Annotated in this window: 19 protein-coding genes, 1 tRNA gene and 1 pseudogene; 16 read left to right on the top strand and 5 right to left on the bottom strand. The window is 68.4% G+C overall.

The genetic code is table 11. The features are described from left to right. Positions 1-78: 78 nt before the first annotated feature. A complete protein-coding gene (gene ligD, locus ACSURM_RS12470; RefSeq protein ID WP_436955069.1) occupies positions 79-966 on the bottom strand; it encodes a non-homologous end-joining DNA ligase in 888 nt (295 codons plus the stop codon). A gap of 53 nt (positions 967-1,019) precedes the next feature. Here ligD and ACSURM_RS12465 point away from each other — a divergent pair, with 53 nt between their 5' ends. Then, a complete protein-coding gene (locus tag ACSURM_RS12465) occupies positions 1,020-2,054 on the top strand; it encodes a Ku protein (RefSeq protein WP_436955068.1) in 1,035 nt (344 codons plus the stop codon). A 114-nt stretch (positions 2,055-2,168) separates the two neighbouring features. Here the strand turns inward: ACSURM_RS12465 and ACSURM_RS12460 are convergent, their stop codons facing one another. After that, positions 2,169-3,419: an MFS transporter gene (locus tag ACSURM_RS12460; RefSeq protein ID WP_436955067.1), complete on the bottom strand. Its 1,251-nt coding sequence runs from the start codon at positions 3,417-3,419 to the stop codon at positions 2,169-2,171. Between the two features lie 117 nt (positions 3,420-3,536). On the opposite strand from ACSURM_RS12460, the gene ACSURM_RS12455 reads away from it, so the two are divergent. Beyond that, entirely contained in the window at positions 3,537-3,932 is a 396-nt protein-coding gene (locus ACSURM_RS12455; RefSeq protein ID WP_436955066.1) for an ArsR/SmtB family transcription factor, read from the top strand. 100 nt (positions 3,933-4,032) lie between these two features. Continuing rightward, complete coding sequence (locus ACSURM_RS12450) at positions 4,033-5,274, top strand: MFS transporter (RefSeq protein ID WP_436955065.1); 1,242 nt, start codon at positions 4,033-4,035, stop codon at positions 5,272-5,274. Here ACSURM_RS12450 and ACSURM_RS12445 read toward each other — a convergent pair. Beyond that, complete coding sequence (locus ACSURM_RS12445) at positions 5,267-5,749, bottom strand: hypothetical protein (RefSeq protein ID WP_436955064.1); 483 nt, start codon at positions 5,747-5,749, stop codon at positions 5,267-5,269. The genes ACSURM_RS12450 and ACSURM_RS12445 overlap by 8 nt on opposite strands. Positions 5,750-6,069: 320 nt before the next feature. On the opposite strand from ACSURM_RS12445, the gene ACSURM_RS12440 reads away from it, so the two are divergent. Genes ACSURM_RS12440 through ACSURM_RS12430 form a run of 3 tightly spaced genes read left to right on the top strand, consistent with a single transcriptional unit; the run spans position 6,070 to position 9,037 of the window. Continuing rightward, positions 6,070-6,711 carry a hypothetical protein gene (locus ACSURM_RS12440; protein WP_436955063.1) on the top strand — a complete coding sequence of 214 codons (642 nt, stop codon included), beginning with the start codon at positions 6,070-6,072 and terminating at the stop codon, positions 6,709-6,711. Positions 6,712-6,743: 32 nt separating this feature from the next. Continuing rightward, complete coding sequence (locus ACSURM_RS12435) at positions 6,744-7,715, top strand: McrB family protein (protein ID WP_436961054.1); 972 nt, start codon at positions 6,744-6,746, stop codon at positions 7,713-7,715. Beyond that, a complete protein-coding gene (locus ACSURM_RS12430; protein WP_436955062.1) occupies positions 7,712-9,037 on the top strand; it encodes an McrC family protein in 1,326 nt (441 codons plus the stop codon). The genes ACSURM_RS12435 and ACSURM_RS12430 overlap by 4 nt, the downstream gene beginning before the upstream one ends. A gap of 7 nt (positions 9,038-9,044) precedes the next feature. On the opposite strand, the gene ACSURM_RS12425 is transcribed toward ACSURM_RS12430, so the two are convergent. Beyond that, positions 9,045-10,349 carry a DNA-methyltransferase gene (locus ACSURM_RS12425; RefSeq protein WP_436955061.1) on the bottom strand — a complete coding sequence of 435 codons (1,305 nt, stop codon included), beginning with the start codon at positions 10,347-10,349 and terminating at the stop codon, positions 9,045-9,047. 748 nt (positions 10,350-11,097) lie between these two features. Between ACSURM_RS12425 and ACSURM_RS12420 the strand changes: the two genes are divergently transcribed. The 4 genes from ACSURM_RS12420 to ACSURM_RS12405 all read left to right on the top strand — a co-directional run bounded on the left by ACSURM_RS12420 (position 11,098) and on the right by ACSURM_RS12405 (position 14,466). Then, entirely contained in the window at positions 11,098-12,351 is a 1,254-nt protein-coding gene (locus tag ACSURM_RS12420; protein ID WP_436955060.1) for a replication initiator, read from the top strand. Then, positions 12,351-12,521, top strand: coding sequence for a helix-turn-helix transcriptional regulator (locus tag ACSURM_RS12415; RefSeq protein WP_436961052.1), 171 nt, complete (start codon positions 12,351-12,353; stop codon positions 12,519-12,521). Before ACSURM_RS12420 ends, ACSURM_RS12415 begins: the two co-directional genes overlap by 1 nt. Further along, positions 12,518-13,891 carry a tyrosine-type recombinase/integrase gene (locus tag ACSURM_RS12410; protein WP_436955059.1) on the top strand — a complete coding sequence of 458 codons (1,374 nt, stop codon included), beginning with the start codon at positions 12,518-12,520 and terminating at the stop codon, positions 13,889-13,891. The genes ACSURM_RS12415 and ACSURM_RS12410 overlap by 4 nt, the downstream gene beginning before the upstream one ends. Before the next feature lie 191 nt (positions 13,892-14,082). Continuing rightward, positions 14,083-14,466, top strand: coding sequence for a DUF6083 domain-containing protein (locus ACSURM_RS12405; protein WP_436955058.1), 384 nt, complete (start codon positions 14,083-14,085; stop codon positions 14,464-14,466). A gap of 176 nt (positions 14,467-14,642) precedes the next feature. On the opposite strand, the gene ACSURM_RS12400 is transcribed toward ACSURM_RS12405, so the two are convergent. Next, positions 14,643-14,714 (bottom strand) — tRNA-Arg (locus tag ACSURM_RS12400). Between the two features lie 118 nt (positions 14,715-14,832). Between ACSURM_RS12400 and ACSURM_RS12395 the strand changes: the two are divergent. The 6 genes and pseudogenes from ACSURM_RS12395 to thrB all read left to right on the top strand — a co-directional run. Further along, positions 14,833-15,354, top strand: a pseudogene (locus tag ACSURM_RS12395) (response regulator); the annotation flags it as partial. A gap of 353 nt (positions 15,355-15,707) precedes the next feature. Continuing rightward, a complete protein-coding gene (gene nrtL, locus ACSURM_RS12390) occupies positions 15,708-16,688 on the top strand; it encodes an ArgS-related anticodon-binding protein NrtL (protein ID WP_436955057.1) in 981 nt (326 codons plus the stop codon). Positions 16,689-16,741: 53 nt separating this feature from the next. Beyond that, entirely contained in the window at positions 16,742-18,133 is a 1,392-nt protein-coding gene (gene lysA / locus ACSURM_RS12385) for a diaminopimelate decarboxylase (protein WP_359040768.1), read from the top strand. Positions 18,134-18,298: 165 nt separating this feature from the next. Beyond that, positions 18,299-19,588, top strand: a complete 1,290-nt coding sequence (locus tag ACSURM_RS12380; RefSeq protein ID WP_381567840.1) for a homoserine dehydrogenase — start codon at positions 18,299-18,301, stop codon at positions 19,586-19,588. A 6-nt stretch (positions 19,589-19,594) separates the two neighbouring features. Beyond that, a complete protein-coding gene (gene thrC, locus ACSURM_RS12375) occupies positions 19,595-20,653 on the top strand; it encodes a threonine synthase (protein WP_436955056.1) in 1,059 nt (352 codons plus the stop codon). Between the two features lie 274 nt (positions 20,654-20,927). Beyond that, positions 20,928-21,845 (top strand): homoserine kinase, encoded by a 918-nt coding sequence (gene thrB / locus ACSURM_RS12370; protein ID WP_436955055.1) that lies wholly within the window; start codon positions 20,928-20,930, stop codon positions 21,843-21,845. The last annotated feature ends 385 nt before the right edge of the window (positions 21,846-22,230 follow it).

The following is a 22,230-nucleotide window of genomic DNA, read 5'->3' as shown; positions in this document are numbered from 1 at the left end:
TCACGGCGGTGCGGTGGCCGGCTCCGGATCCGGCGCGGCTCACGGCGGTGCGGCGGCCGGCTCCGGATCCGGCGTGGCTCACGGCAGCCGGGCGGCCGACTCCGGATCCAGCAGGGGCGCCATCAGGTCGCCGTGGTCCGACAGGCGCGGGGCGATGTCGTCGGCCCGGAACTCCAGCTGCGCGGGGCTGCGGCAGTCGGCGACCTCCTGCCAGGTCACCGGCGCGGACACCAGCGGGGCCGGGCGGGCGCGCACGGTGTAGGGGGTGGCCGTGGTCTTGCGGGCCGCGTTCTGGCTCCAGTCGACGAACACCTTCCCCGGCCTCAGGCTCTTCGTCATCCGGTGCACCACCAGCCGGGGCAGCGCCCGCTCGGCCTCCACCGCCAGCGCCTTCGCGTACTCGGACGTCCGCTCGGAGGAACTCCCGCGCACCGCCGCCAGCAGGTGCAGCCCCTTCGACCCGGCGGTCTTCGGGTACGCCTCGATCCCGTCCGCCGCGAGCCGCTCGCGCAGCCACAGGGCGACCTCGCAGCAGTGCACGACGTGCGCGGGCGGCCCCGGGTCGAGGTCGAAGACCAGCCGGTCCGCCTCCCCGGGACGCTGCACCAGCCACTGGTGGGTGTGGAACTCGGCGACCAGGTTGGCCGCCCAGACCAGGCTCGGCAGGTCCTGGACGACCACCATCCGGGCCGGGCTGTCCGGGGAGGAGCGGGGGACCTCGGCGGTGGTGACCCACTCGGGCGTACCCGGCGGCACGTTCTTGGTGAAGAACCGCTGGCCCCCGGGGCCGTCCGGGTAGCGCAGGAAGGACACCGCACGGTCGCGCAGGTGGGGCAGCAGGGCGGTGGCGGTGGTCGCGTAGTAGTGCAGCAGCTCCGCTTTGGTGAAGCCGGTCTCCGGATAGAGCACCTTCTCCAGGTTGCTGAGCGCGACCCGGCGCCCCTCCACCTCTGTGATAGGCGTCATAGGATGACAATCCCAGACAAACCGGAGAAAACGGCAATGGAAGGGTGCGGCACGTGCGATCGATATGGAACGGCGCGATCTCCTTCGGCCTGGTCAGCATCCCGATCAAGCTGGTGAACGCCACGGAGAGCCACGCGATCTCCTTCCGCCAGATCCACACCGAGGACAACGGCCGCATCCGTTACCGCAAGGTGTGCGAGCTGGAGGACCGCGAGGTCAGCCAGGCCGAGATCGGCAAGGCGTACGAGGACGCCGACGGCACGATGATCCCGATCAGTGACGAGGACCTCTCCCACCTGCCCATCCCCACCGCCCGCACCATCGAGATCGTGGCCTTCGTGCCGGACGACCGGATCGACCCGCTCCAGATGGGCGCGGCGTACTACCTGGCGGCCGGCGGGGCCCAGGCCGCCAAGCCGTACACGCTGCTGCGCGAGGCCCTCAAGCGCAGCAACAAGGTCGCCATCGCCAAGTACGCGCTGCGCGGGCGGGAGCGGCTCGGCATGCTGCGGGTGGTCGGCGACGCCATCGCCATGCACGGGCTGCTGTGGCCGGACGAGGTCCGGGCCCCGGAGGGCGTCGCGCCGGACGAGCCCGTCACCATCCGCGACAAGGAGCTGGACCTCGCGGACGCCCTGATGGACACCCTCGGCGAGGTCGACCTGGAGGACCTGCACGACGAGTACCGGGAGGCGCTGGAGGAGGTCATCGCCGCGAAGGCCTCCGGCGAGGCCCCGCCCGAGTCCCCGGCCCCCGCCGCCGGGGGCAAGGTGCTCGACCTGATGGCCGCCCTGGAGAACAGCGTCCGGGCGGCCCGCGAGTCCCGGGGCGCGGAGGAGGAGGCGGAGGTCAGACAACTGCGCCGGGGCACGCCGGCACCGAAGGAGACGGGCGCCAAGAAGTCCACGTCGACGACGAAGAAGACCCCGGCCGCGAAGAAGGCCGCCCCCGCCCGCAAGTCGACGTCCAAGGCGGGGGAGGGGGCGGCGAAGAAGACGGCGACGGCGAAGAGCACGGCGACGGCGAAGAGCACGGCCGGGAAGAAGACGGCGACGAAGAAGACGGCGTCCCGGAAGCGGACGGCGTGACCCGTGCGGTGGGGTGCCGCGGCGGCACAGCCCGCCCCCCGGCCCCCGCCCCCGCCGGTCGTCAGGTGGCGGACGGCACCCGCCCCCGCCCCTCGCCCCCGCCCGCGCCGGTCGTCAGGCGGCGGACGGCACCCGCCGCCGTCCCAGCAGCACCACCCCGCCCCCCGCCACGGCCAGCCCCGCCAGCGCCGTGCCGAAGACCGTCGCACCCGTGGTGAGGCCCACCGCGTCGCTCAGGTATCCCGCGCTCACCGGGAGGAGCCCGGCGGGCAGGTAACCCCCGACGTTCAGCGCCGCGTTGGCCTCGGCGAGCCGCGCCCCCGGCACGGCCGAGTTCAGCAGCGACAGCCCCCCGAGCTGCCCCATCCCCTGCCCGGCCCCCGCCAGCAGCGCCGCCCCGGCCAGCGCGGCGACCGACCCGGTGTGCACGGCCGTGAGGAGCGCGGCCATGCCGAGGGCGGTGGCACCGGCGCCGCAGGCCAGCACCGCGCGCCGCCCCAGCCTCCGTACCGCGAACTGCACCCCCGTGGCGGACAGGAACATCGCGAACGCCAGCGCCCCGGAGACGATCCGGCTCCCCGTGCCGAGGAGTCCCGCGAGCAACGACGGACCGAGCGACAGCACGAAGGAGGTGGCGGTGATGCCGGGCGCGAACACGGCGATCCCGAGGGCGAGGTGCCATCCGGCACCGCGCGGCACCCCGGGCACCCGCACCCACCCCCCGGCATTCCGGCCGCCCCCGCCGTGACCCCCGTGCGCACCGCGCACCGGCATCCGGACCACGACCACCACGGCCGACGCCAGCAGCACCGCCTCCACCGCGAACACGGTGACCGTGGGGCCGGGCAGCGTCTCGGACAGCACCCCGGCCAGCAGCGGCCCCAGTCCCGCCCCGAACACCATCGCGCAGGAGGCGAGCAGCGCGGCGGTCCGCCGCCGGGCGGGCCCCGCCACGTCCGTCACCGCGGCCATCCCGGCCGAGACCACGGCGCCGACCGCGATGCCGGTGCACAGCCGGGCCGCGATCAGCGCGCCCACGCCGCCCGCGGTCGCGAAGACCAGGCAGGCGACGAGGGCGAGGCCCAGCGCGGGCAGCAGCACCGGCTTGCGCCCGATCCGGTCGGAGACGACCCCGCAGACCAGCAGGGACCCGAGCAGCCCGGCGATGTAACAGGCGAAGACCACGGTCAGCGTGCCCCTGCCGAACCCCATCTCGCGCTGCCACAGCACGTACAGCGGGGTGGCCGCGTTGGACAGCACGAACACCGCCGTCACGGGCCAGGCGGCGAGCCAGACCCACCGCACGGGCGCCTCACCCCCGCCCACCGCCTCCCGGGCACGCTCACCGGCGGTCGCCGTCGTCATGGCACAGTCCTCCCCTGGACCTCGGTACGAGTTGAGTCGTACTTGTACGAGCGGAGTCGAACTTAGCATGCAGTACGATCGGAGTCGTACAGGAAGTCCGCGCGAGGGGAGCCGCAGTTGACCGGGCAGAGGACCGAAGCGACCCAGCCGGCCGTGGGCGTGGAGGAGCGGCCGGAACCCCCCGGCCTGCCCGACCCGCTGCCCGAACCGGCCGCCGCCGACATCCGGCTGGAAACCGTGCTGAGCGCGCTCAGCGACCCGCTCAGGCTGCGGATCGTCCGCAAACTCCTCCTGGAGTCCGAGGAGTTCGACCACACCTGCGGCTGGTTCGGCCTGGACCGCCCCAAGTCCTCGCTGACCCACCACTTCCGGGCCCTGCGCGAGGCGGGCGTCACCCGGCAGCGCCAGTACGGCCTGGAGCGCCGCAGCCAGGTCCGGGTGGCCGACCTGAACGCCCGCTTCCCCGGCCTGCTGGACCTCGTGGCCGCCTGGACCCCGCCGGACGGCGACTGAGGCGTCCCGGGATGCGGACCGCGGGCCGGTCCCCGACCATGGAAGTCGTCGCTGGGGGAGGGACAGTCAGGGCCGGGGCCGACCTCCTGGGAGTGTGACGATGACCGGTGACAGACCCTCCGCGGCGGCCTGGCGCAACCTGGTCATGGCCACCGTCGGCTTCACCCTCACCTTCTGGGCCTGGAATCTGATCGCCCCGCTCGCCGCCGACTTCGACCAGCGGCTGCACATGGGCGCCTCGGCCCAGTCCCTCCTGGTCGCGGTCCCGGTCCTGGTCGGCTCGCTCGGCCGGGTCCCCATCGGCGCGCTCACCGACCGCTACGGCGCCCGCCTGATGTTCCCGCTGACCAGCGCTTTGACGATCATCCCGGTGCTGCTGCTGATCCCGGCCCGGTCGTCGTACGCCGCCCTGCTCCTCGTGGGCTTCGTCCTCGGCCTCGGCGGCACGACGTTCGCGATCGGCGTGCCGCTGGTCAACTCCTGGTTCCCGCCCGCCCACCGGGGCGCGGCCCTCGGCGTCTTCGGCATGGGCATGGGCGGGGTGGCGCTGTCCGGCTTCCTCACCCCGCGCATGTACCACCGGGGCGAGAACCTGCCGTTCCTGGTCATGGCGGTCGCCCTGGCGGTGTACGCCGTCCTGGCCGCCTTCCTGATCAACGACCGCCCCGGCCGCCAGATCCCCTCGACCCCCCTGACGACGCGCCTCACCCAGGCGGCCCGGCTCCGCGTCACCTGGGAACTGTCGGCGCTCTACGCGATCGGCTTCGGCGGCATCGTCGCGTTCGGCGTCTACCTCCCCACCTACCTGCGCACCTGGTACGGCCTCAGCCCCACCGACGCCGGCACCCGGGCGGCCGGCTTCGCCCTGGTCACGGTGGTCTTCCGCCCCATCGGCGGCTGGCTGGCGGACCGCGTCCACCCGGCCACCGTCACGGCCTGGGCACTGGGCCTGGTGGCGGTCCTGGCGGTCGTCCAGTCCTTCGACCCGGCCCTGTTCCCCACCGCCACGGTCTGCCTGCTGCTGATGGCGGCGGGCCTCGGCACGGCCAGCGGCTCGGTCTTCGCCCTGGTCTCCCGGGTCACCCCCCAGCCCCAGGTGGGCAGCGTCACCGGCATCGTCGGCGCGACGGGCGGCCTGGGCGGCTTCGTCCCGCCCCTGGTCATGGGCGCCGTCTACAGCGCCAAGTCCTCGTACTCCATCGGCTACATGCTCCTGTCCGACCTGGCCCTGGCCGGCTGCGTCTACGCCTACGGGCGCATGCGCACGGCCGGGTCGACCCCGGAACCGGCGCCGACCCGGGCCCACGCACCCGAGACCCCGACCCGCGGCGGCGCTACATGACCCCCATCCCCCGCTTGGCGAGGCGCTTGAACTCCTGGGTGTACGTCTCGATGAGTTCCTTGGTGTCCTGATACAGCTCGCGTATGGCTGCCTGCGCCTCGGGGAGCAGCAGCTCGGCCGAGCGGGACTGGTGGAGCCGTATCTCGTCGTCGACGTAGTCGGCCTTGCGGCGCACGATCCCGGGCATCTCCCACAGCCGGAGCGGATCCGCGACCATGGACGTCCAGCGCGGCGCGGCCCGGGACATCGGGGGAGCCAGGTCCCGCCACGGTTCGGCGGGCGTCCGACCGGTGAGAGCCGGGGACAACTGGACCCTCGCCTCGACGAACGGGGCACAGAACGCGGTCAGCTCGTCCTGAAGGCCGTCCACCTTCGCGACCAGCGCCGCCTGCACACTCTGCCGCCCGGTGAGCCGCCCCACCGCGACGGTGGCCACCGCCCCGGCGATCGCACCGCCCAGACCGATCAGAGCCACCGGTATCTCCGACTGAGCCACCCGCCCCCCTCTGCGCGTGCCGCCGCAATCAACACGATTGTCGCGGTGGCGCAGCCACGGAGAAACCTCTGTCCCATAACAGACGAAAAGACCCCACCACCAGCGACTCGCTGGTGACGGGGTCTTCAGACACCTCATACAAGGTGCCCCCGGCAGGATTCGAACCTGCGCACACGGCTCCGGAGGGCGCGTGTGCTTGATGCATCGCGCCTGGTCACAGCGTACAAGCGGTGCAACGGGCGTGCATCTGTCCACGAATGGGCCACAGACGCCAGGCTATCCAGCCTAAAGTGATCTCTGTGACTGATGAGGCTGTGAGCACTGCTCAAACCTACGTGCTACGCACGGACGTTGTGCGTTGGGCCATCGACGCTCTGACTACCCAGAGGATCCACCCGTTCTTCCTGGCCTACTTGCACCTACACAGCTTGACCCCTGACGAAGACAGCCCCACGCCGGTGGCGCCTTCGTGGAAAAGCTTTGGCCGTAGATATCTCTCCATGCCGGGCGGTCCGGTCAATAAGCCGTATTATCGCCCATTCTTCAATGAAGTGAGCAAACCTGGGCGATACTGGATGAATCAGAACCTTGCTGGCAGTTGGGCCCCGGGTTCACTTCGAGATGTGCCACTGACAGTGGTCGACATATCGAGCGAAGGCACCTTTACGCTTAAAAGGGAAAGCGGCAAGTTGGCGCTCGAGAACCTGCTTTACGGTGACCCGATACCTGTCTTGGCTCTCAGTGTATTCATGCTACGCAATTTTGGATTCAAATCCGATAGCGGAACGCCTGTTGAGCATGATGTCGAGGGGCTTTTTCTGCTGGACTTCAACTTCCGCCACGCAAGCGACGGGAATCCGGTGGGGGATGCGGCCAGCATCTTTACGACGCGCCATCCAACATTGCCAGTGTCTGACATCTTCGAAGCCCACAAGAACTAGATCGAGAAAGTCGACCAATCGTGTCAGTGACGATGAGCCACGGTCCGGTGCGTGAGCTAACGGCAGATCAGCTCGGCATAGGGGTGGAAGCGGCAACTGCTTCCCATGCTTCAAATCGACCGGATGAGCCGGAGATCAAACTCGATGATCCGCTGGTTATTGAGGCCTTGTGGTTGCTGGATAGATTCGGCGGCGTTATCTACACCGGTCCGCCTGGTACTGGGAAGAGCTGGCAAGCAAGCAAGGTGGCTAACGCTGTCACCAACGGCGACACGACCCGAGTCAGGTACGTCCAGTTTCACCCGTCTTATCAGTACGAAGATTTCATGCAAGGATTCAGACCACTCAAAGACGGAAGTGGGTTCAGACTAGAAGACGGCCACTTCATAGAAATGTGCGATAAGGCTGCCGGCGATCCAGGTAATAAATATGTCCTCGTCATTGACGAGCTGAGTCGTGGTGATGCGGCCAGGGTTTTCGGAGAGGCCCTTACGTACCTAGAAAAATCGAAGCGGGGTCTCCCTTTCAGGTTGGCGTCAGGAGAGGAGAAAAGGGTTCCCGACAATTTGCTTATCTTGGCTACGATGAATCCCCTCGACCGAGGGGTCGATGAGGTCGACGCGGCTTTCGGGCGCAGGTTCGCCCAAGTAGCCGTCGAGCCTAACAGAAACACGCTTCAAGAATTTATGGAAGAGAACGGACTTGCGGCACCGTTGGCTGACGGGTTGCTTCGTTTCTTCGACTTCATCAATAAGCGGGCACTTACTACGCCGCAAGCCGCGGTAGGACACGTCTTCTTCCGGGATGCAAGTGACGAGGATTCACTGCGCGCTGTCTGGGACTACCAGCTTCGTTTCCATCTCAAGAAAGCCTTTCAACTCGAAGAGCAGGAATATCGCGAAGTGCAGGGGCGCTGGCAGTCGATTTTTTCGTACCAGCGGACGAAGGACGGGGAGTCGGAAGCCCTTCCGGTGGGTGAAGAAGAAGAGTCGGAACAGGCATGACCCCGCACCCATCGCCGCGGGTAATTCCCTGCTCTGAACAAGGTCAGATAGATCTTCCCCTTAGTGAGCTCATCGACGGAGCTGGCACCCTCCTGCTAAACCCTGAGATCAGTAAGAAGGACTTTCTGACCGTTACCTTGCGCGGCGGAAAACTTCGCTTGCAAGCGCGTGGTTTTATTGGGCTTATCCCTCTCAACGAGCGACTGGCAATCTTTGTTGAACCGCGTGTCCCCGTGTCGAACCTCACGCGGATGGCAGAGATTTCGGGTTCGAACCGACTTCCCCTGCCAGTGATTCGTGCATATGAGACGGGGGAGGCCAAGGAAGGAGTGTTGCGAGACCTGTATGCCGCCGCACTCGTGCACCATGTCGAGAGAGTGGTCGAGAGGGGACTTCTTCGGGAATATCGAAGGGTCGAGGAGGAGTCCAGCTTCCCTGCCGGCGGACTGCTGGTGAATCAGACCGTTCGCATGCAGGCGCGCGGAGTGAAGCACAGGGTCTGGTCTAGCCGCTACGAACGGACAGCTGACAACGCAGTGAACCGGTGCCTTAAGTATGCTCTATGGAGGGTCGGTCGACAGGGCAACGAGTCGGCGGCTCTCGGAAAGCAGATCCGTCGGCAACTGAATCGACTCTATGCCTCATTCGAGGGTGTCTCGTTGGATCGTTCGCTGGCATTTCTGAACGACGACCTGGTTACTGGGCGACAAGGTTTGCCGCCCGTTCGTGCGTACTATCGCGATGCCTTGGATGTCGCTAGGGCCGCTCTCCTGCAGAGAAAAATCTTCTTGGATCGCTCCGCGACTGGAGTGCAGCTTCCGTCCATTGTGTTCGATATGAATGACTTGTTTGAGAGATACGTTCGAAGAACACTAGAGATGCACGGAGCCAGCGCTGGTTGGACGGAGATCGTGGCCGACGGAAATACCACGTCTAGGCGTCTTCTGTTCATGAAGCACAGAGCCGTAGGCTCCGGTTTCCATCAACTGCAGTACAGTGACGCCTTTGCCACCCCAGACATAGTCGTCCTTCGCGAGAACGGAGATGACGTTGCCTGCGTGATGGACGTGAAAAACAAGCTCGTCAAGCGCCGCTCGGATCGGGATGGCGAAGATCAAGTCATCGCATATGCGCTACGCTACGCTACGGATCGGGTCGTCCTTGTTCATCCTGCTCAAGAAGGCCAGAAGCCGGGGATGTATAAGGTGGGAGACGTCGGTGAAGTTAGTCTGTTTCAGTACCGCATGAACTTGGCTGCAGATGACCCAGAAGTTGAGGAACGGAACTTCGGAGACGCTGTCGCCAAGCTCATCGCTTCATGAATGCAGGCTAGTCCTTGATCGGGACAGGGTTGAGGTCCACGCCGATAACACTGCGCCTCATGTCGTGGGCAGCGTTCAGCGTTGTGCCTGTCCCCAGAAACGGGTCCAGCACTGTGCCGTGGGTCCAACTGTCGTGACCGCAGTCCGTCCAGGCCACCGTTCGCTTCGGGGCGAAGGTGAACTCTCGGAAGTAGCCCCCCAGTGCCGCCTTCGCCTCCGCTGCTAGCTGGCGTACATGTTCGGCATTACGACCAGTTCCCGTCTGTACATGTAGTGCTTTGCCAGCGTCAGAGATACCGGTGGCCTGAATCGCTGCGATGTGTGCTGCCGTGAGCCGCTTCTCTCGGGCAAGTTCCATCGCACGCTTGGCCTGAGGGCGCGACGCATCGAGTTCAGCCGTTTTCTCCACGACCCTCTCACGGGGGCGTCCACATTCAGTACAGACCACGAGAGGGCAGGCCAGGGTCACTGCTCGTTGGACGATCTCACTGGGGAACGGTGCCAGATGACGAGCCATGTTGCGCTCAAGATCGATGTCCCAGATGTCCCCAGGGTTGTCCAAGTCCCAATCGACCTTGGAAATGGGGCTCTCTTCGTCCCAGAGCGAGCTACCTTCCTCGTAAGGAACGTTGCGAAAGTCCCACACATCTCCGGGGTTCGCGGTGCTGCCCGCTCGTCCGTACTTGCGGGCGTATGCGAAGAGGTCGTAGTAGTAGGAGCGCTGCGGGGTCAGGTGAATGATGTACTCGTGCCGACTGGCCAAGCGCGTCTGTACAGGGTCGGGCATGCCACGGGTCTTTGCCCAGATGATGCGATTGCGGATGAGCCAGCCGGCGTCTGCAGCTGCGGCCTCAATCCGCCCCGGAATTCCTGCAAGTGACTGGTTCTTCCAGGTGTCGCCCACATTCAGGAACACGGAACCAGTAGGACGTAGGACACGCCGCCACTCAGTGAGGCAATCCATCATCGCTGCCACGTAGCCCGCAGGGTCGGGTTCCTGACCGATCTGGCCGGCGACCTTGTAGTCGCGCTTCTGCCAGTACGGGGGAGACGTGACTACGAGATCAACTGTGTTGTCTTCCAGGGGGATGGACCGAGCGTCGCCTTGGATCACTCGGCGCTCGGGCGATCCTGGCGCCTCGGGGTCGTCGACGGCTGGCCGGGCGGTCAGGGTGCCTACTTGGTCCACGGCGGGAGTCTCGACCTCAAAAAGTGCCTCACTGCTCGCCGTTCGGCTGGTCCGCGGCAGCACGACTCGGGCAGCCGTGCGCGTGGCGTCCCCGTCCGTAGCCGAGGCGTCCTGAGAGGCCATGCGGGCACCCTTCCTTGCTTCTACCTAGATCCCGACTCGAGAGGATACCAAGCGGCGCACGCACCGGGTGGTGTGGTCCATGGTTCTCATGGGCGGCCAAACACGCATCGGTGGGGTGCCACACGTTCGCTCTTCCTTTGCTGCCCTTTCCTCTGGCAAGCAGCCACTTCGAACGAGGCCGACCGAAGCCAGAGTGATGGGCCTTACCTAGTCAGTGGGCTATGCAGCTCGGTTTTGGCAGCACGGACGAAGCGTGCTTCTGCCTCGCTGAATCGGTGAACGGCATCCTGGAATGAGCTGCTAGAAGTTGGAGGATGAGACCGCCATCCCTCTAGGAGAGCGTTGAACTCCTCGTCATCCAGGGCGTTGGATGGCAGGGCGCTCCGAGCCTCACGGCAAGACCATTCTGCCGTGGGGACATCCTGACCATGCGGTTCATGAGGTCCTGAGGAGCTAGTGGAGCTGAGACGGTTCAGGTCAGCGAGCGCCTGCATGAGTCCTAGAGCAGCAGCGCTCACGCTTGGCGATTGATCATTTGTTATTCGGCCGAGCTTTCCCCACGCTCTCTCGTAAATTGCCTGCTTGCTGAGGTAGTAGCCCATCACCTCAGCGGCGTCGGTCATTCCCACAGCAGGACCGGCTACCTCGTCAGGTCCTTCTAGCTCTGGCCGTCCTCGCCCGGCACGGCGACCTCGGCTCCTACGCCCGGCAGATCCAGCGCCTCGGGGGCTGCGAGCGGCCCGTACGAATGGAGGGTCACCGGCTCGACGTCCACGCGGCCACCGGTGAAATCGTCCGGGAGATCACCGACCGCGACCTTCCGGCGGGGCAGCTCCTCATCCGCTGCAACAACCGTCGCGCCACCCGGTGTGCCACCTGCGCGGAGACGTACCGCGAAGACACCTTCCACCTCGTCACGGCCGGGCTGAGCGGCGGCAAGGGCATCGGCCCGGCGGTCGCCCGGCACCCCCGCGTCTTCGCCACCTTCACCGCGCCGTCCTTCGGCCCGGTCCACAACCGCCCGGCCGGCGGCCGGTGCCGCTGCGGACGCTCGCATGCGCAGGACGACCCCGCTCTGGGCACGCCGCTCGACCCGGAGTGCTACGACTACCGTGCGGCCGTCCTCTGGAACGCGCACGCCGGTGCCCTCTGGGATCGGTTCACCACATACCTCCGCCAGCAGATCGCCACCCGCGCGGGCCTCACCCGCTCCGCGTCACGCGACTGCGTCCGGGTGTCGTACGCCAAGGTCGCCGAATACCAGCGGCGCGGCGCCGTCCACTTCCACGCCGTCATCCGCCTCGACGGTCCGGGAGGCGCGGAGGACGACCCACCCGCCTGGGCGACGACCGAACTCCTCACCGACGCGATCCGCTCGGCCGCCCGCCTCGCCGAGACACCCGGCCCGGTCATCGGCGGCCACGCCTACGCCTTCCGCTTCGGCGACCAGCTCGACATCCGCCCCATCCGCTCGGCGGACTTCGCGGGCACCTCGGAGCTGTCCAGCCGGGCCGTGGCCGCCTACATCGCCAAGTACGCCACCAAAGGCGCCGAGACGGCCGGCACCCTCGACCGGCCCATCCGCAACCCGATCACCGACCTGATCGGCTCCGGTGTCACCGACCACGCCCGCCGGATGATCCTCACCTGCTGGCACCTCGGCGCGCTCCCCGAACTCGAACCGCTGCGCCTGCGCAAGTGGGCCCACATGCTCGGCTTCCGCGGCCACTTCTCCACCAAGTCCCGCACCTACTCCGTCACCCTCGGCGCCCTACGCCAGGAACGCGCCGACCACAACGAAGCCCTGGCCCGCGCCCGCGCGGCCGAAGCGGGCCACCCCTTGCCCGACCCGGACACCGTCCTCGTCCTCTCCCACTGGCGCTTCGCCGGAACCGGGTGGACGAACGCAGAACACCTCATCGCTCACGGCATCGCCCCTCGCTCAACCGATCCGCAGACGGAAGGAGAACCGACATGGCCCAGCGTGTTCCCGACGAGCTGATGACCGTCCGCCAAGTGCTCGATGAGCTGGGTGGTGTCTCGCGCCGGACCTTCTACCGATGGCGCGAGCTCGGTCAAGGGCCCGCGGCATTCAAGCTCCCTAATGGAGAGCTTCGCGTGTGGCGCAGCGACTACACAATGTGGTTGCGGCAGCTGGAGGCAGCGGCGTGAAGTCTCTCGACGTGAAGGTGTGGGGCGTACGGAAGAGGAACACCAAGAAGTCGTCCTATGACGTCCGATGGACCGTTGCCGGGAACGTCTTCTCCGAACAGTTCCGTACCAAGGCGCTCGCGGATCACTACCGTTCCAAGTTGCTCCGCGCCACTCATAACGGTGAAGAATTCGACACGGCGACGGGGCTGCCCGACTCGATGGTCGAGAAAGCGGCCTCGATGACCTGGTACGCCTTCGCTTTGAAGTACCTGGCCATGAAGTGGCCTCACGCGGCACCGAACACGCGCAACGGGATCAATGAGGCTCTGACCGCCGTGACGATGGCCCTTCTCGGCGATCGCCCTGGGCAGCCGCCCGAGGAACTGATCAGGAAGGCACTCCGCAACTGGGCCTTCGTCCTTCCCGGTCCGGACGAGCGCGAATTGCCGACCGATATTGCGAACACCTTGCACTGGGTGGCCAAGGCGTCGCGCCCGCTCTCGGACCTCGGTGATGCCGTGATGGGCAGGGCTGTCCTGGACTCGCTCAAGCTGAAGCTCGACGGGACGGCGGCGGCTGCGGAGACCGTTCGGCGCAAGCGTCGGACACTCGTCAATGCGATGCACTACGCGGTAGACCTCGGCGAGTTCAAAGAGAACCCCATCACTGGCATCCGTTGGAAGAAGCCAAAGGTTGCCGGAGAGGTCGACCCCCGTGTTGTCGCCAACCCTGAGCAGGCTCGTTCCCTGCTGACTGCGGTCTCGTACGTCGGCGGGTACGGCCGCGCGCGTGGTCGCCGACTCGTCGGCCTGTTCGCCTGCATGTACTACGGCGGCATGCGCCCGGCTGAGGCCGTCGGCCTCACCAGTGCAGACCTGAAGCTGCCCGAGGTCGGCTGGGGGACGGCACTGCTGAACCGGACGCGCCCGAGTGTCGGCAAGCAGTGGACGGACTCCGGTGAGACCCACGACGACCGGGGGCTGAAGAACCGACCGGCGGAGGAGGTCCGGCTCGTACCGATCCCGCCCCAGCTCGTCTCTATCCTCCGGCAGCACATCGACACGTTCGGGACTGCTGCGGACGGGCGGTTGTTCACCAATGAACGCGGGGGAGTGGTTGGCTCCTCGACGTACTACCGCGTCTGGCTGGAGGCCCGTGCGCTGGCGCTTCCGTCGGCCGCGGTTGCCTCACCGCTTGCAGCTCGCCCGTATGACCTCCGGCACTCGGCGCTGTCGACCTGGCTCAACTCCGGGGTGGACCCGACCGAGGTCGCCGAACGCGCGGGCAACAGCGTGGAGGTCCTGCTGAGCCGCTACGCCAAGTGCATCGACGGAAGGCAGGAGATCGCCAACCGCAAGATCGAGGACCTGTTGCGCGAATACGAATGATCAAGTGCGTACGTCGGGGCCCTCTGCCTTACGAGCGGAGGGCTTCGTCGTGTATCAGCCGCACACTGGCGGCCGGTAGATGCTGAGTGCACCCGCCGCATTGCGTTTCGTATCACTGACGGCCGGGCGTCTCAGGGACTACGTCCAATTCTTCTCTACGAATATGCCGTCGGTCTGTCGACTCTCACCGTATGGGGCTTTTGGAAGAGGAGCCGCGCCGGCTGCACGGCGGCCAGTCACGATGCCCGCACTGTGGTCTGTTGCAGGACCGGGTAGCGACGCTTGAGCAGGACTGGGTGCTGCTGGAACCGGACATGAATCCGTTGGCTCACACGGTGCCAGCGGAGCATCGGTGGATCGAGCTGTCAGACGGACGAGTGGCCGTCTACGGGGTGGGTCCGCCGGATCCGTATCAGCGATGCCGTATCGAGCACCGGTTGGCCTGTTCGGCGCAGCCGCTCCCGGATCTCTGGCCGTGGCTGACGACGCTTCGCGGTGAGAACGCGCGGCGAGCGGAGCGACAGGCCGCTCCCGAGGTGCCTGAGCTCCCTGAGCAATGGCCGGATGCCGGGTGACGCCCCCCTGGCTCATAAGCGGTGGCTGACCTGGGTAGATGCCTCAAGATCCTGTCCACGAATAGTCCACAGACCCCGGCATACGGCCGCTCCGGGCCGCACATGCCTGCATACACGCGAAGACCCCGCCTCAGCGTTTCCGCTGGTGACGGGGTCTTCAGGCACTTTCTGCGAAGTGCCCCCGGCAGGATTCGAACCTGCGCACACGGCTCCGGAGGCCGTTGCTCTATCCCCTGAGCTACGGGGGCGTGTCGGGCGCTGAGCTTCTCGCTCGCGGCGACGGGTAGAACATTAGCAGGTCTGGAGGGGTGATCAGGAACCCGGTTCGCGGCGCGGGGACCAGCGGGTCCCCTGGAGGGGGTGGAAGTGGGGAAAACCCGGACGCGGTGGCCGGTCCGCACCTACTCTCGACTTGTGCCAGGCGCTCCGGGCCGGGTGCTTGTTGTGGACGACAACAAGGTCATCCGGCAGCTGATCAGGGTCAACCTCGAACTGGAAGGGCTAGAGGTCGTGACCGCGGCCGATGGTGCCGAGTGTCTGGATGTGGTCCATGAGGTGCGGCCCGATGTCGTGACGCTCGACGTCGTCATGCCCCGGCTGGACGGGATCCGCACCGCCGCCAGGCTCCGCGCCGATCCCCGTACGCACCACCTGCCCGTCGCCATCATCAGCGCCTGCACGCAGTACGAGGTCCAGGCCGGCCTCGACCTCGGCGTGGACGCCTTCCTCGCCAAGCCCTTCGAACCCGCCGAGCTGGTCCGGATCGTGATGGACCTCATCGAGCGCAACAGCAGCCGCACCGCCGCCGGGGGAGAGGGGGTCGGCGTGGACGCGCATCGGGGAGACGGGGATCCGGCTAATGCCGCTGGTGCCAGTGATGACCCTGGCGATGGAGAGACGGTCGAGCGGGACTCGGCCGGGCAAGCTCCCGAGGGGATCGACCCCCTCCCCAGGCAGGACGGTCTCCCCGGGCACGACGGTCTCCCCGGGCACGACGGTCTCCCCGGGCACGACGGTCTCCCCAGCCATGACGGCATCCATCCCTGACGCTCCGTCGCCGGAGACATGACCCTCCGTCCTCGGAGACATGACCCTCGGCCGTCGCAGACATGACCGTCGGTCGTCGGAGGCGTGACCGTAAGCCGTCGCAGGCATGACCGTCGGTCATCGCAGGGTTGCCGGAGGTCGTGGAACGGATAACCGGCTCACCCACCCGGCCTCTCCTCCCCTACGCTTGTCCCGTGACCCCCGCCGACCTCTCCCGCACCGTGCTGGACGCGGTGTGCCGTGCTGTCGGTGAGGGGCGACTGAGCGTGGCCGTGCCCGAGCGGGTCGTGGTGACCGAGCCGGGGCCCGGGGGGTGCGGGGACTTCGCCACCGCCGTCGCGCTGCGGCTCGCGCACGCCGCCGGGCAGCCGCCGCGGCACGTCGCGGAGATCCTGCGGGAACGTCTCGTCGGGGCCGACGGGGTCGAGGACGTCGTCGTCACCGGGCCCGGTTTCCTCAACTTCCGGCTCGCGGAGCGGGTCGACCCCGTGGCCGCGCTGGTCGCGGAGATCCAGGACCAGGGCGCCCGGTACGGACACGGTGACGCCCTCGCCGGGCAGGTCGTCGCGCTCCGGGTGCCGTACGAGGTGCGCGCCGAGACCGTCGCCGAGGCCGTCGTACGCATCGTGCGGACCCAGGGCGGGTGGGCCACCGTGGAGCACGGCGAGCCCGTCAATCTGCGGCCCGTGCCCGCCCCGGAGGACCCCGCGCCGCTCGGACCCGACGCCGCCCGGTGGGCCCTGCTCCACCCCGCCCCGCACGACCGGCCCCGGATCACCGCCGACCACCTGGTGCAGCGCGAGGGCAATCCGCTGTTCCGGGTGCGTTACGCCCACGCCCGTGTCCGCTCCCTCGGCCGCAACGCCGCCCGGCTGGGCTTCGCCGCCGAGCCCGGCCCCCCGCGCACCGGGACCGCTGCCCCCCTTCTCACCCCCCTCGCCGACCACCCCCGCATCCTCACCGCGGCCGCCACCCACCGCGCCCCGGACCGGCTCGCCCGGCATCTCGTCACCGTCGCCGATGCCGTGCTGCCCCTGTTGCCTTCCGTGCTTCCCGTCGGCGAGGAAAAACCCTCGGCCGCCCACCGCGCCCGGCTGGCCCTCGCCGAAGCAGCCGGGACGGTGCTGGCCGGCGGCCTGTCCCTGCTCGGCATCGACGCACCCGAACATCTCTGAGGCGCGTGAGCAGATGCGTCCCGGAGTAAGACAGAGAGCCTGAGAATCACGTCATGAGCCGTTCCGCCCATCCCGCAGGGCCCCGCCACGCCGACGTCCTGCCCGAGGGCCACCACCCCGCGCCGCCCGCCGACCTCAACGCCCTGGACCGGAAGGTGTGGTCGCAGACCGTCACGCGCGGCGACGACGGCGTGGTCGGTGTCGCGGGGATCCCCGTCACCCGGCTCGCCGAGGAGTTCGGCACGCCCGCCTACATCCTGGACGAGGACGACTTCCGTACCCGCGCGCGTGCCTGGCGCACCGCGTTCGGTCCGGACGCCGACGTGTTCTACGCCGGCAAGGCGTTCCTCTCCCGGGCCGTCGTGCGGTGGCTGGACGAGGAGGGGCTGAACCTGGACGTGTGCACCGGTGGCGAGCTGGCCACCGCGCTGTCCGCGGGGATGCCCGCCGAGCGCATCGCCTTCCACGGCAACAACAAGTCCGTCGAGGAGATCCGCCGGGCCGTGGAGGCCGGTGTCGGGCGGATCGTGCTCGACTCCTTCCAGGAGATCGTGCGGGTCGCCCACACCGCCCAGTCCCTCGGCAAGCGGCAGAAGGTCCAGATCCGGATCACCGTGGGCGTCGAGGCGCACACCCACGAGTTCATCGCCACCGCCCACGAGGACCAGAAGTTCGGCATCCCGCTGGCCGGCGGGCAGGCGGCGGAAGCCGTGCGCCGGGCGCTCCAGCTCGACGGGCTGGAGCTGATCGGCATCCACTCGCACATCGGGTCGCAGATCTTCGACATGTCCGGCTTCGAGGTCGCCGCCCACCGGGTCGTCGGCCTGCTGAAGGACATCCGCGACGAGCACGGCGTAGAACTGCCCGAGATCGACCTCGGCGGCGGGCTCGGCATCGCCTACACCAGCGCCGACGACCCCCGCGAGCCGCACGAGATCGCCAAGGCGCTCACCGAGATCGTCACCCGCGAGTGCGAGGCCGCCCGGCTGCGCACGCCCCGCATCTCCGTCGAGCCGGGGCGGGCCATCGTCGGCCCCACCGCCTTCACCCTGTACGAGGTCGGCACGGTCAAGCCGCTGGACGGGCTGCGGACCTACGTCTCCGTGGACGGCGGCATGTCGGACAACATCCGCACCGCGCTGTACGACGCGCAGTACACCGTCGCGCTCGTCTCCCGCGCCTCCGACGCCGAGCCGATGCTCGCCCGGGTCGTCGGCAAGCACTGCGAGAGCGGGGACATCGTGGTCAGGGACGCGTTCCTGCCGGCCGACCTGGCACCGGGCGACCTCGTCGCCGTGCCGGCCACCGGCGCGTACTGCCGGTCCATGGCCAGCAACTACAACCACGTCCTGCGGCCGCCCGTCGTCGCCGTGCGGGACGGCGAGGCCCGGGTGATCGTCCGGCGCGAGACGGAGGACGACCTCCTGCGTCTCGACGTCGGGTGACGCCCGCCCCGAGAACGACGGGGGCCGGGAGAACGGAAGATCTCCGGTCTTCCACCCCCGTACAAATGAAATAGATGTCTCACGATCCGGACGAAGGGTAGAAACTCCCGTCCGGTGAGTGAGACTGGTTCAACCGTAGACGGTATGAGGAAACGAGGTCGGATGATGCGTACGCGTCCGCTGAAGGTGGCGCTGCTGGGCTGTGGAGTGGTCGGCTCAGAGGTGGCGCGCATCATGACGACGCACGCCGACGACCTCGCCGCCCGGATCGGGGCCCCCGTCGAGCTCGCCGGCGTGGCCGTGCGGCGTACCGGCAAGGCCCGCGAGGGCATCGACCCCGCGCTCGTCACCACCGACGCCACCGCCTTGGTCAAACGCGGGGACATCGACGTGGTGGTCGAGGTCATCGGCGGGATCGAGCCGGCCCGGACGCTCATCACCACCGCCTTCGAGCACGGCGCCTCCGTCGTGTCCGCCAACAAGGCCCTGCTCGCCCAGGACGGGGCCGCCCTGCACGCGGCGGCGGAGGCGAACGGCAAGGACCTCTACTACGAGGCCGCCGTCGCCGGCGCCATCCCGCTGATCCGGCCGCTGCGCGAGTCGCTCGCCGGCGACAAGGTCAACCGGGTGCTCGGCATCGTCAACGGCACGACCAACTTCATCCTCGACAAGATGGACTCCACCGGCGCCGGCTACCAGGAGGCCCTGGACGAGGCCACCGCCCTGGGGTACGCCGAAGCCGACCCGACCGCCGACGTCGAGGGCTTCGACGCCGCCGCCAAGGCCGCCATCCTCGCCGGCATCGCCTTCCACACGCGCGTCCGCCTGGACGACGTCTACCGCGAGGGCATGACCGAGGTCACCGCCGCCGACTTCCGCTCCGCCAAGGAGATGGGCTGCACCATCAAGCTGCTCGCCATCTGCGAGCGCTCCAAGGACGGGACGTCGGTCACCGCGCGGGTGCACCCCGCCATGATCCCGCTCAGCCACCCGCTGGCCTCCGTGCGCGGCGCGTACAACGCCGTGTTCGTGGAGAGCGACGCCGCCGGGCAGCTGATGTTCTACGGCCCCGGCGCCGGCGGCTCGCCCACGGCCTCCGCCGTCCTCGGCGACCTCGTCGCCGTCTGCCGCAACCGGCTCAACGGCGCCACCGGCCCCGGCGAGTCGGCCTACGCCGACCTGACCGTCTCCCCGATGGGCGACGTCGTCACCCGGTACCACATCAGCCTCGACGTGGCCGACAAGCCGGGCGTGCTCGCCCAGGTCGCCACCGTTTTCGCCGAGCACGGCGTGTCGATCGACACCGTTCGGCAGCAGGGCAAGGACGGCGAGGCCTCTCTCGTCGTCGTCACCCACCGGGCCTCCGACGCCTCCCTGTCCGGGACCGTCGAGGCCCTGCGCAAGCTCGACACCGTGCGGGGTGTCGCCAGCATCATGCGGGTTGAAGGAGAGTAACCAGCAATGACCCACCAGTGGCGCGGAATCATCGAGGAGTACCGGGACCGGCTTCCCGTCTCCGACACCACGCCGGTCGTGACGCTCCGTGAGGGCGGCACGCCCCTCGTGCCCGCGCAGGTGCTCTCCGAGCGCACGGGCTGCGAGGTCCACCTGAAGGTGGAGGGGGCCAACCCCACCGGGTCCTTCAAGGACCGCGGCATGACCATGGCGATCAGCAAGGCCAAGGAGGAGGGGGCGAAGGCCGTCATCTGCGCCTCCACCGGCAACACCTCCGCCTCCGCCGCCGCGTACGCGGTGCGGGCGGGCATGGTCTCGGCCGTCCTGGTGCCGCAGGGCAAGATCGCCCTCGGCAAGATGGGCCAGGCCCTCGTGCACGGCGCGAAGATCCTCCAGGTCGACGGCAACTTCGACGACTGCCTCACCCTCGCCCGCTCGCTCAGCGAGAACTACCCCGTGGCGCTGGTGAATTCGGTCAACCCGGTGCGGATCGAGGGCCAGAAGACGGCCGCCTTCGAGATCGTGGACATGCTCGGCGACGCACCCGACATCCACGTCCTCCCGGTCGGCAACGCGGGCAACATCACCGCCTACTGGAAGGGCTACAAGGAGTACGCCGCCGACGGCGTCTCCAGCCGCACCCCCCGGATGTGGGGCTTCCAGGCGTCCGGCAGCGCCCCGATCGTGCGCGGCGAGGTCGTCAAGGACCCGTCGACCATCGCCACCGCCATCCGCATCGGCAACCCCGCCTCCTGGAACCACGCGCTGGCCGCCCGGGACGAGTCCGGCGGCGCCATCGACGACGTGACGGACCGTGAGATCCTGCGCGCCTACCGCCTGTTGGCCGCGCAGGAGGGCGTCTTCGTGGAGCCCGCCTCCGCCGCCTCGGTGGCCGGTCTGCTCAAGGCCGCCGAACAGGGCAAGGTCGACCCGGGCCAGCGCATCGTGTGCACGGTCACCGGCAACGGCCTGAAGGACCCGGACTGGGCCGTCGCCGGCGCGCCGCAGCCGGTCACCGTCCCGGTCGACGCCGCCACCGCGGCCGAGCGCCTCGGCCTCGCCTGAGCGCCCCCGAACCGGGTAATCCCTGACAAGGTGCACAGGGGGCTTACGACACGCATCGTGCGCCTCCTGTGCGCCCTATGTCGCCACAGAACCTTCCTTCGATAGGCTGTAGCGAACCCGCCTGCCGCATATGCCCTCGCGCATGGCAGGCGCCGCGCCGTCTCCGCGGCCCGACGGGTCTTCGTACGTCAGTCATCGGCAGTCCACCGGGTGACCATCGAATCCATCGAGCGTCATTCGACCGTAAACGCAGCTCAAGGAGAGTCTTCGAGCGATGGCCGGTCCAGCGTTCCGCGCCGCCGCCGTCCGGGTGCGCGTTCCCGCCACCAGCGCCAACCTCGGCCCGGGCTTCGACGCCCTCGGCCTCGCGCTGGGGCTCTACGACGACGTGGTCGTCAGGGTCGCCGACTCCGGGCTGCACATCGACATCGCGGGTGAGGGCGGCGAGACCCTGCCGCGGGACGAGAGCCACCTCCTCGTCCGCTCCCTGCGGACCGCCTTCGACCTGCTGGGCGGACAGCCCCGCGGGCTGGAGATCGTCTGCGCCAACCGCATTCCGCACGGCCGGGGCCTCGGCTCCTCCTCCGCCGCCATCTGCGCCGGCATCGTGGCCGCCCGCGCCGTGACCATAGGCGGCGAGGCCCGCCTGGACGACGCCGCGCTGCTGGAACTGGCCACCGAGATCGAGGGCCACCCGGACAACGTGGCCGCGTGTCTGCTCGGCGGTTTCACGCTGTCCTGGATGGAGGCCGGCAACGCCCGCGCCATCAGGATGGAGCCCCACGATTCCATCGTTCCGGTGGTTTTCGTGCCCGGAAAGCCGGTACTGACCGAAACCGCCCGCGGCCTGCTCCCGCGCACCGTGCCGCATGTGGACGCCGCCGCCAACGCGGGCCGCGCCGCCCTGCTGGTCGAGGCCCTCACCAGGCGCCCCGAGCTGCTGCTGCCCGCCACCGAGGACCGCCTCCACCAGGAGTACCGGGCCCCGGCCATGCCCGAGAGCGCCGCGCTCGTGGAGCGGCTGCGCGCCGACGGCATCCCGGCCGTCATCTCGGGTGCCGGGCCCACCGTCATGGCCCTCGCCGACGCCGACAGCGCCGACAAGGTCTCCCACCTCGCGGGGGAGGGCTGGGCCGCCAACCGGCTGGACCTGGATGTCCAGGGAGCGAGCGTGCTGCCGCTTGCGACCTGACACACGGTTGCCGGATTTGGAGAGGGGGAATGTTTGTTGGATCCGGTAGTGTTAACCTCAAGTCTGCACCCGACCCCACCATGGCGAGGTGCCTTGTGTCCCCGTCCGGGACAGACATTCTTCCGGGAGCCTCCCGGGCCACTCCGTGTTCCGTGCGCCGTACCTGGGCAGTACGACGTATGCGGACACTGAGCGGGCCGCCGGTAGGGGTACCCCCTCTGGGGGAGCTTCGGAATCGGTGCTACCACGCCACGTGACACTGGGTGCCACGGCTCGCGGAAGCGCCATCACCGCACATTTCTTCCGCCGCTTTGGCGGACCACCGCCCCGGCACGGTTCACAGAAGACAGGACCGTAGCCGGACAGCACAACCGGTCGCCGAGCC

The organism is Streptomyces sp. SudanB182_2057 (assembly GCF_964272715.1).
GTDB classification, from domain to species: Bacteria; Actinomycetota; Actinomycetes; order Streptomycetales; family Streptomycetaceae; genus Streptomyces; species Streptomyces rubradiris.
This window is presented reverse-complemented; position numbering and strand designations above follow the sequence as displayed.

Coding starts and splice junctions, on each gene's coding strand:
- ACSURM_RS12420 (WP_436955060.1), top strand. CDS start 11,098: ATGGAGGGTCACCGGCTCGACGTCCACGCGGCCACCGGTGAAATCGTC.
- ligD (WP_436955069.1), bottom strand. CDS start 966: ATGACGCCTATCACAGAGGTGGAGGGGCGCCGGGTCGCGCTCAGCAAC.
- ACSURM_RS12415 (WP_436961052.1), top strand. CDS start 12,351: ATGACCGTCCGCCAAGTGCTCGATGAGCTGGGTGGTGTCTCGCGCCGG.
- ACSURM_RS12450 (WP_436955065.1), top strand. CDS start 4,033: ATGACCGGTGACAGACCCTCCGCGGCGGCCTGGCGCAACCTGGTCATG.
- thrB (WP_436955055.1), top strand. CDS start 20,928: ATGGCCGGTCCAGCGTTCCGCGCCGCCGCCGTCCGGGTGCGCGTTCCC.
- ACSURM_RS12430 (WP_436955062.1), top strand. CDS start 7,712: ATGACCCCGCACCCATCGCCGCGGGTAATTCCCTGCTCTGAACAAGGT.
- ACSURM_RS12405 (WP_436955058.1), top strand. CDS start 14,083: ATGGGGCTTTTGGAAGAGGAGCCGCGCCGGCTGCACGGCGGCCAGTCA.
- ACSURM_RS12425 (WP_436955061.1), bottom strand. CDS start 10,349: ATGGCCTCTCAGGACGCCTCGGCTACGGACGGGGACGCCACGCGCACG.
- lysA (WP_359040768.1), top strand. CDS start 16,742: ATGAGCCGTTCCGCCCATCCCGCAGGGCCCCGCCACGCCGACGTCCTG.
- ACSURM_RS12460 (WP_436955067.1), bottom strand. CDS start 3,419: ATGACGACGGCGACCGCCGGTGAGCGTGCCCGGGAGGCGGTGGGCGGG.
- ACSURM_RS12435 (WP_436961054.1), top strand. CDS start 6,744: ATGAGCCACGGTCCGGTGCGTGAGCTAACGGCAGATCAGCTCGGCATA.
- thrC (WP_436955056.1), top strand. CDS start 19,595: ATGACCCACCAGTGGCGCGGAATCATCGAGGAGTACCGGGACCGGCTT.
- ACSURM_RS12380 (WP_381567840.1), top strand. CDS start 18,299: ATGCGTACGCGTCCGCTGAAGGTGGCGCTGCTGGGCTGTGGAGTGGTC.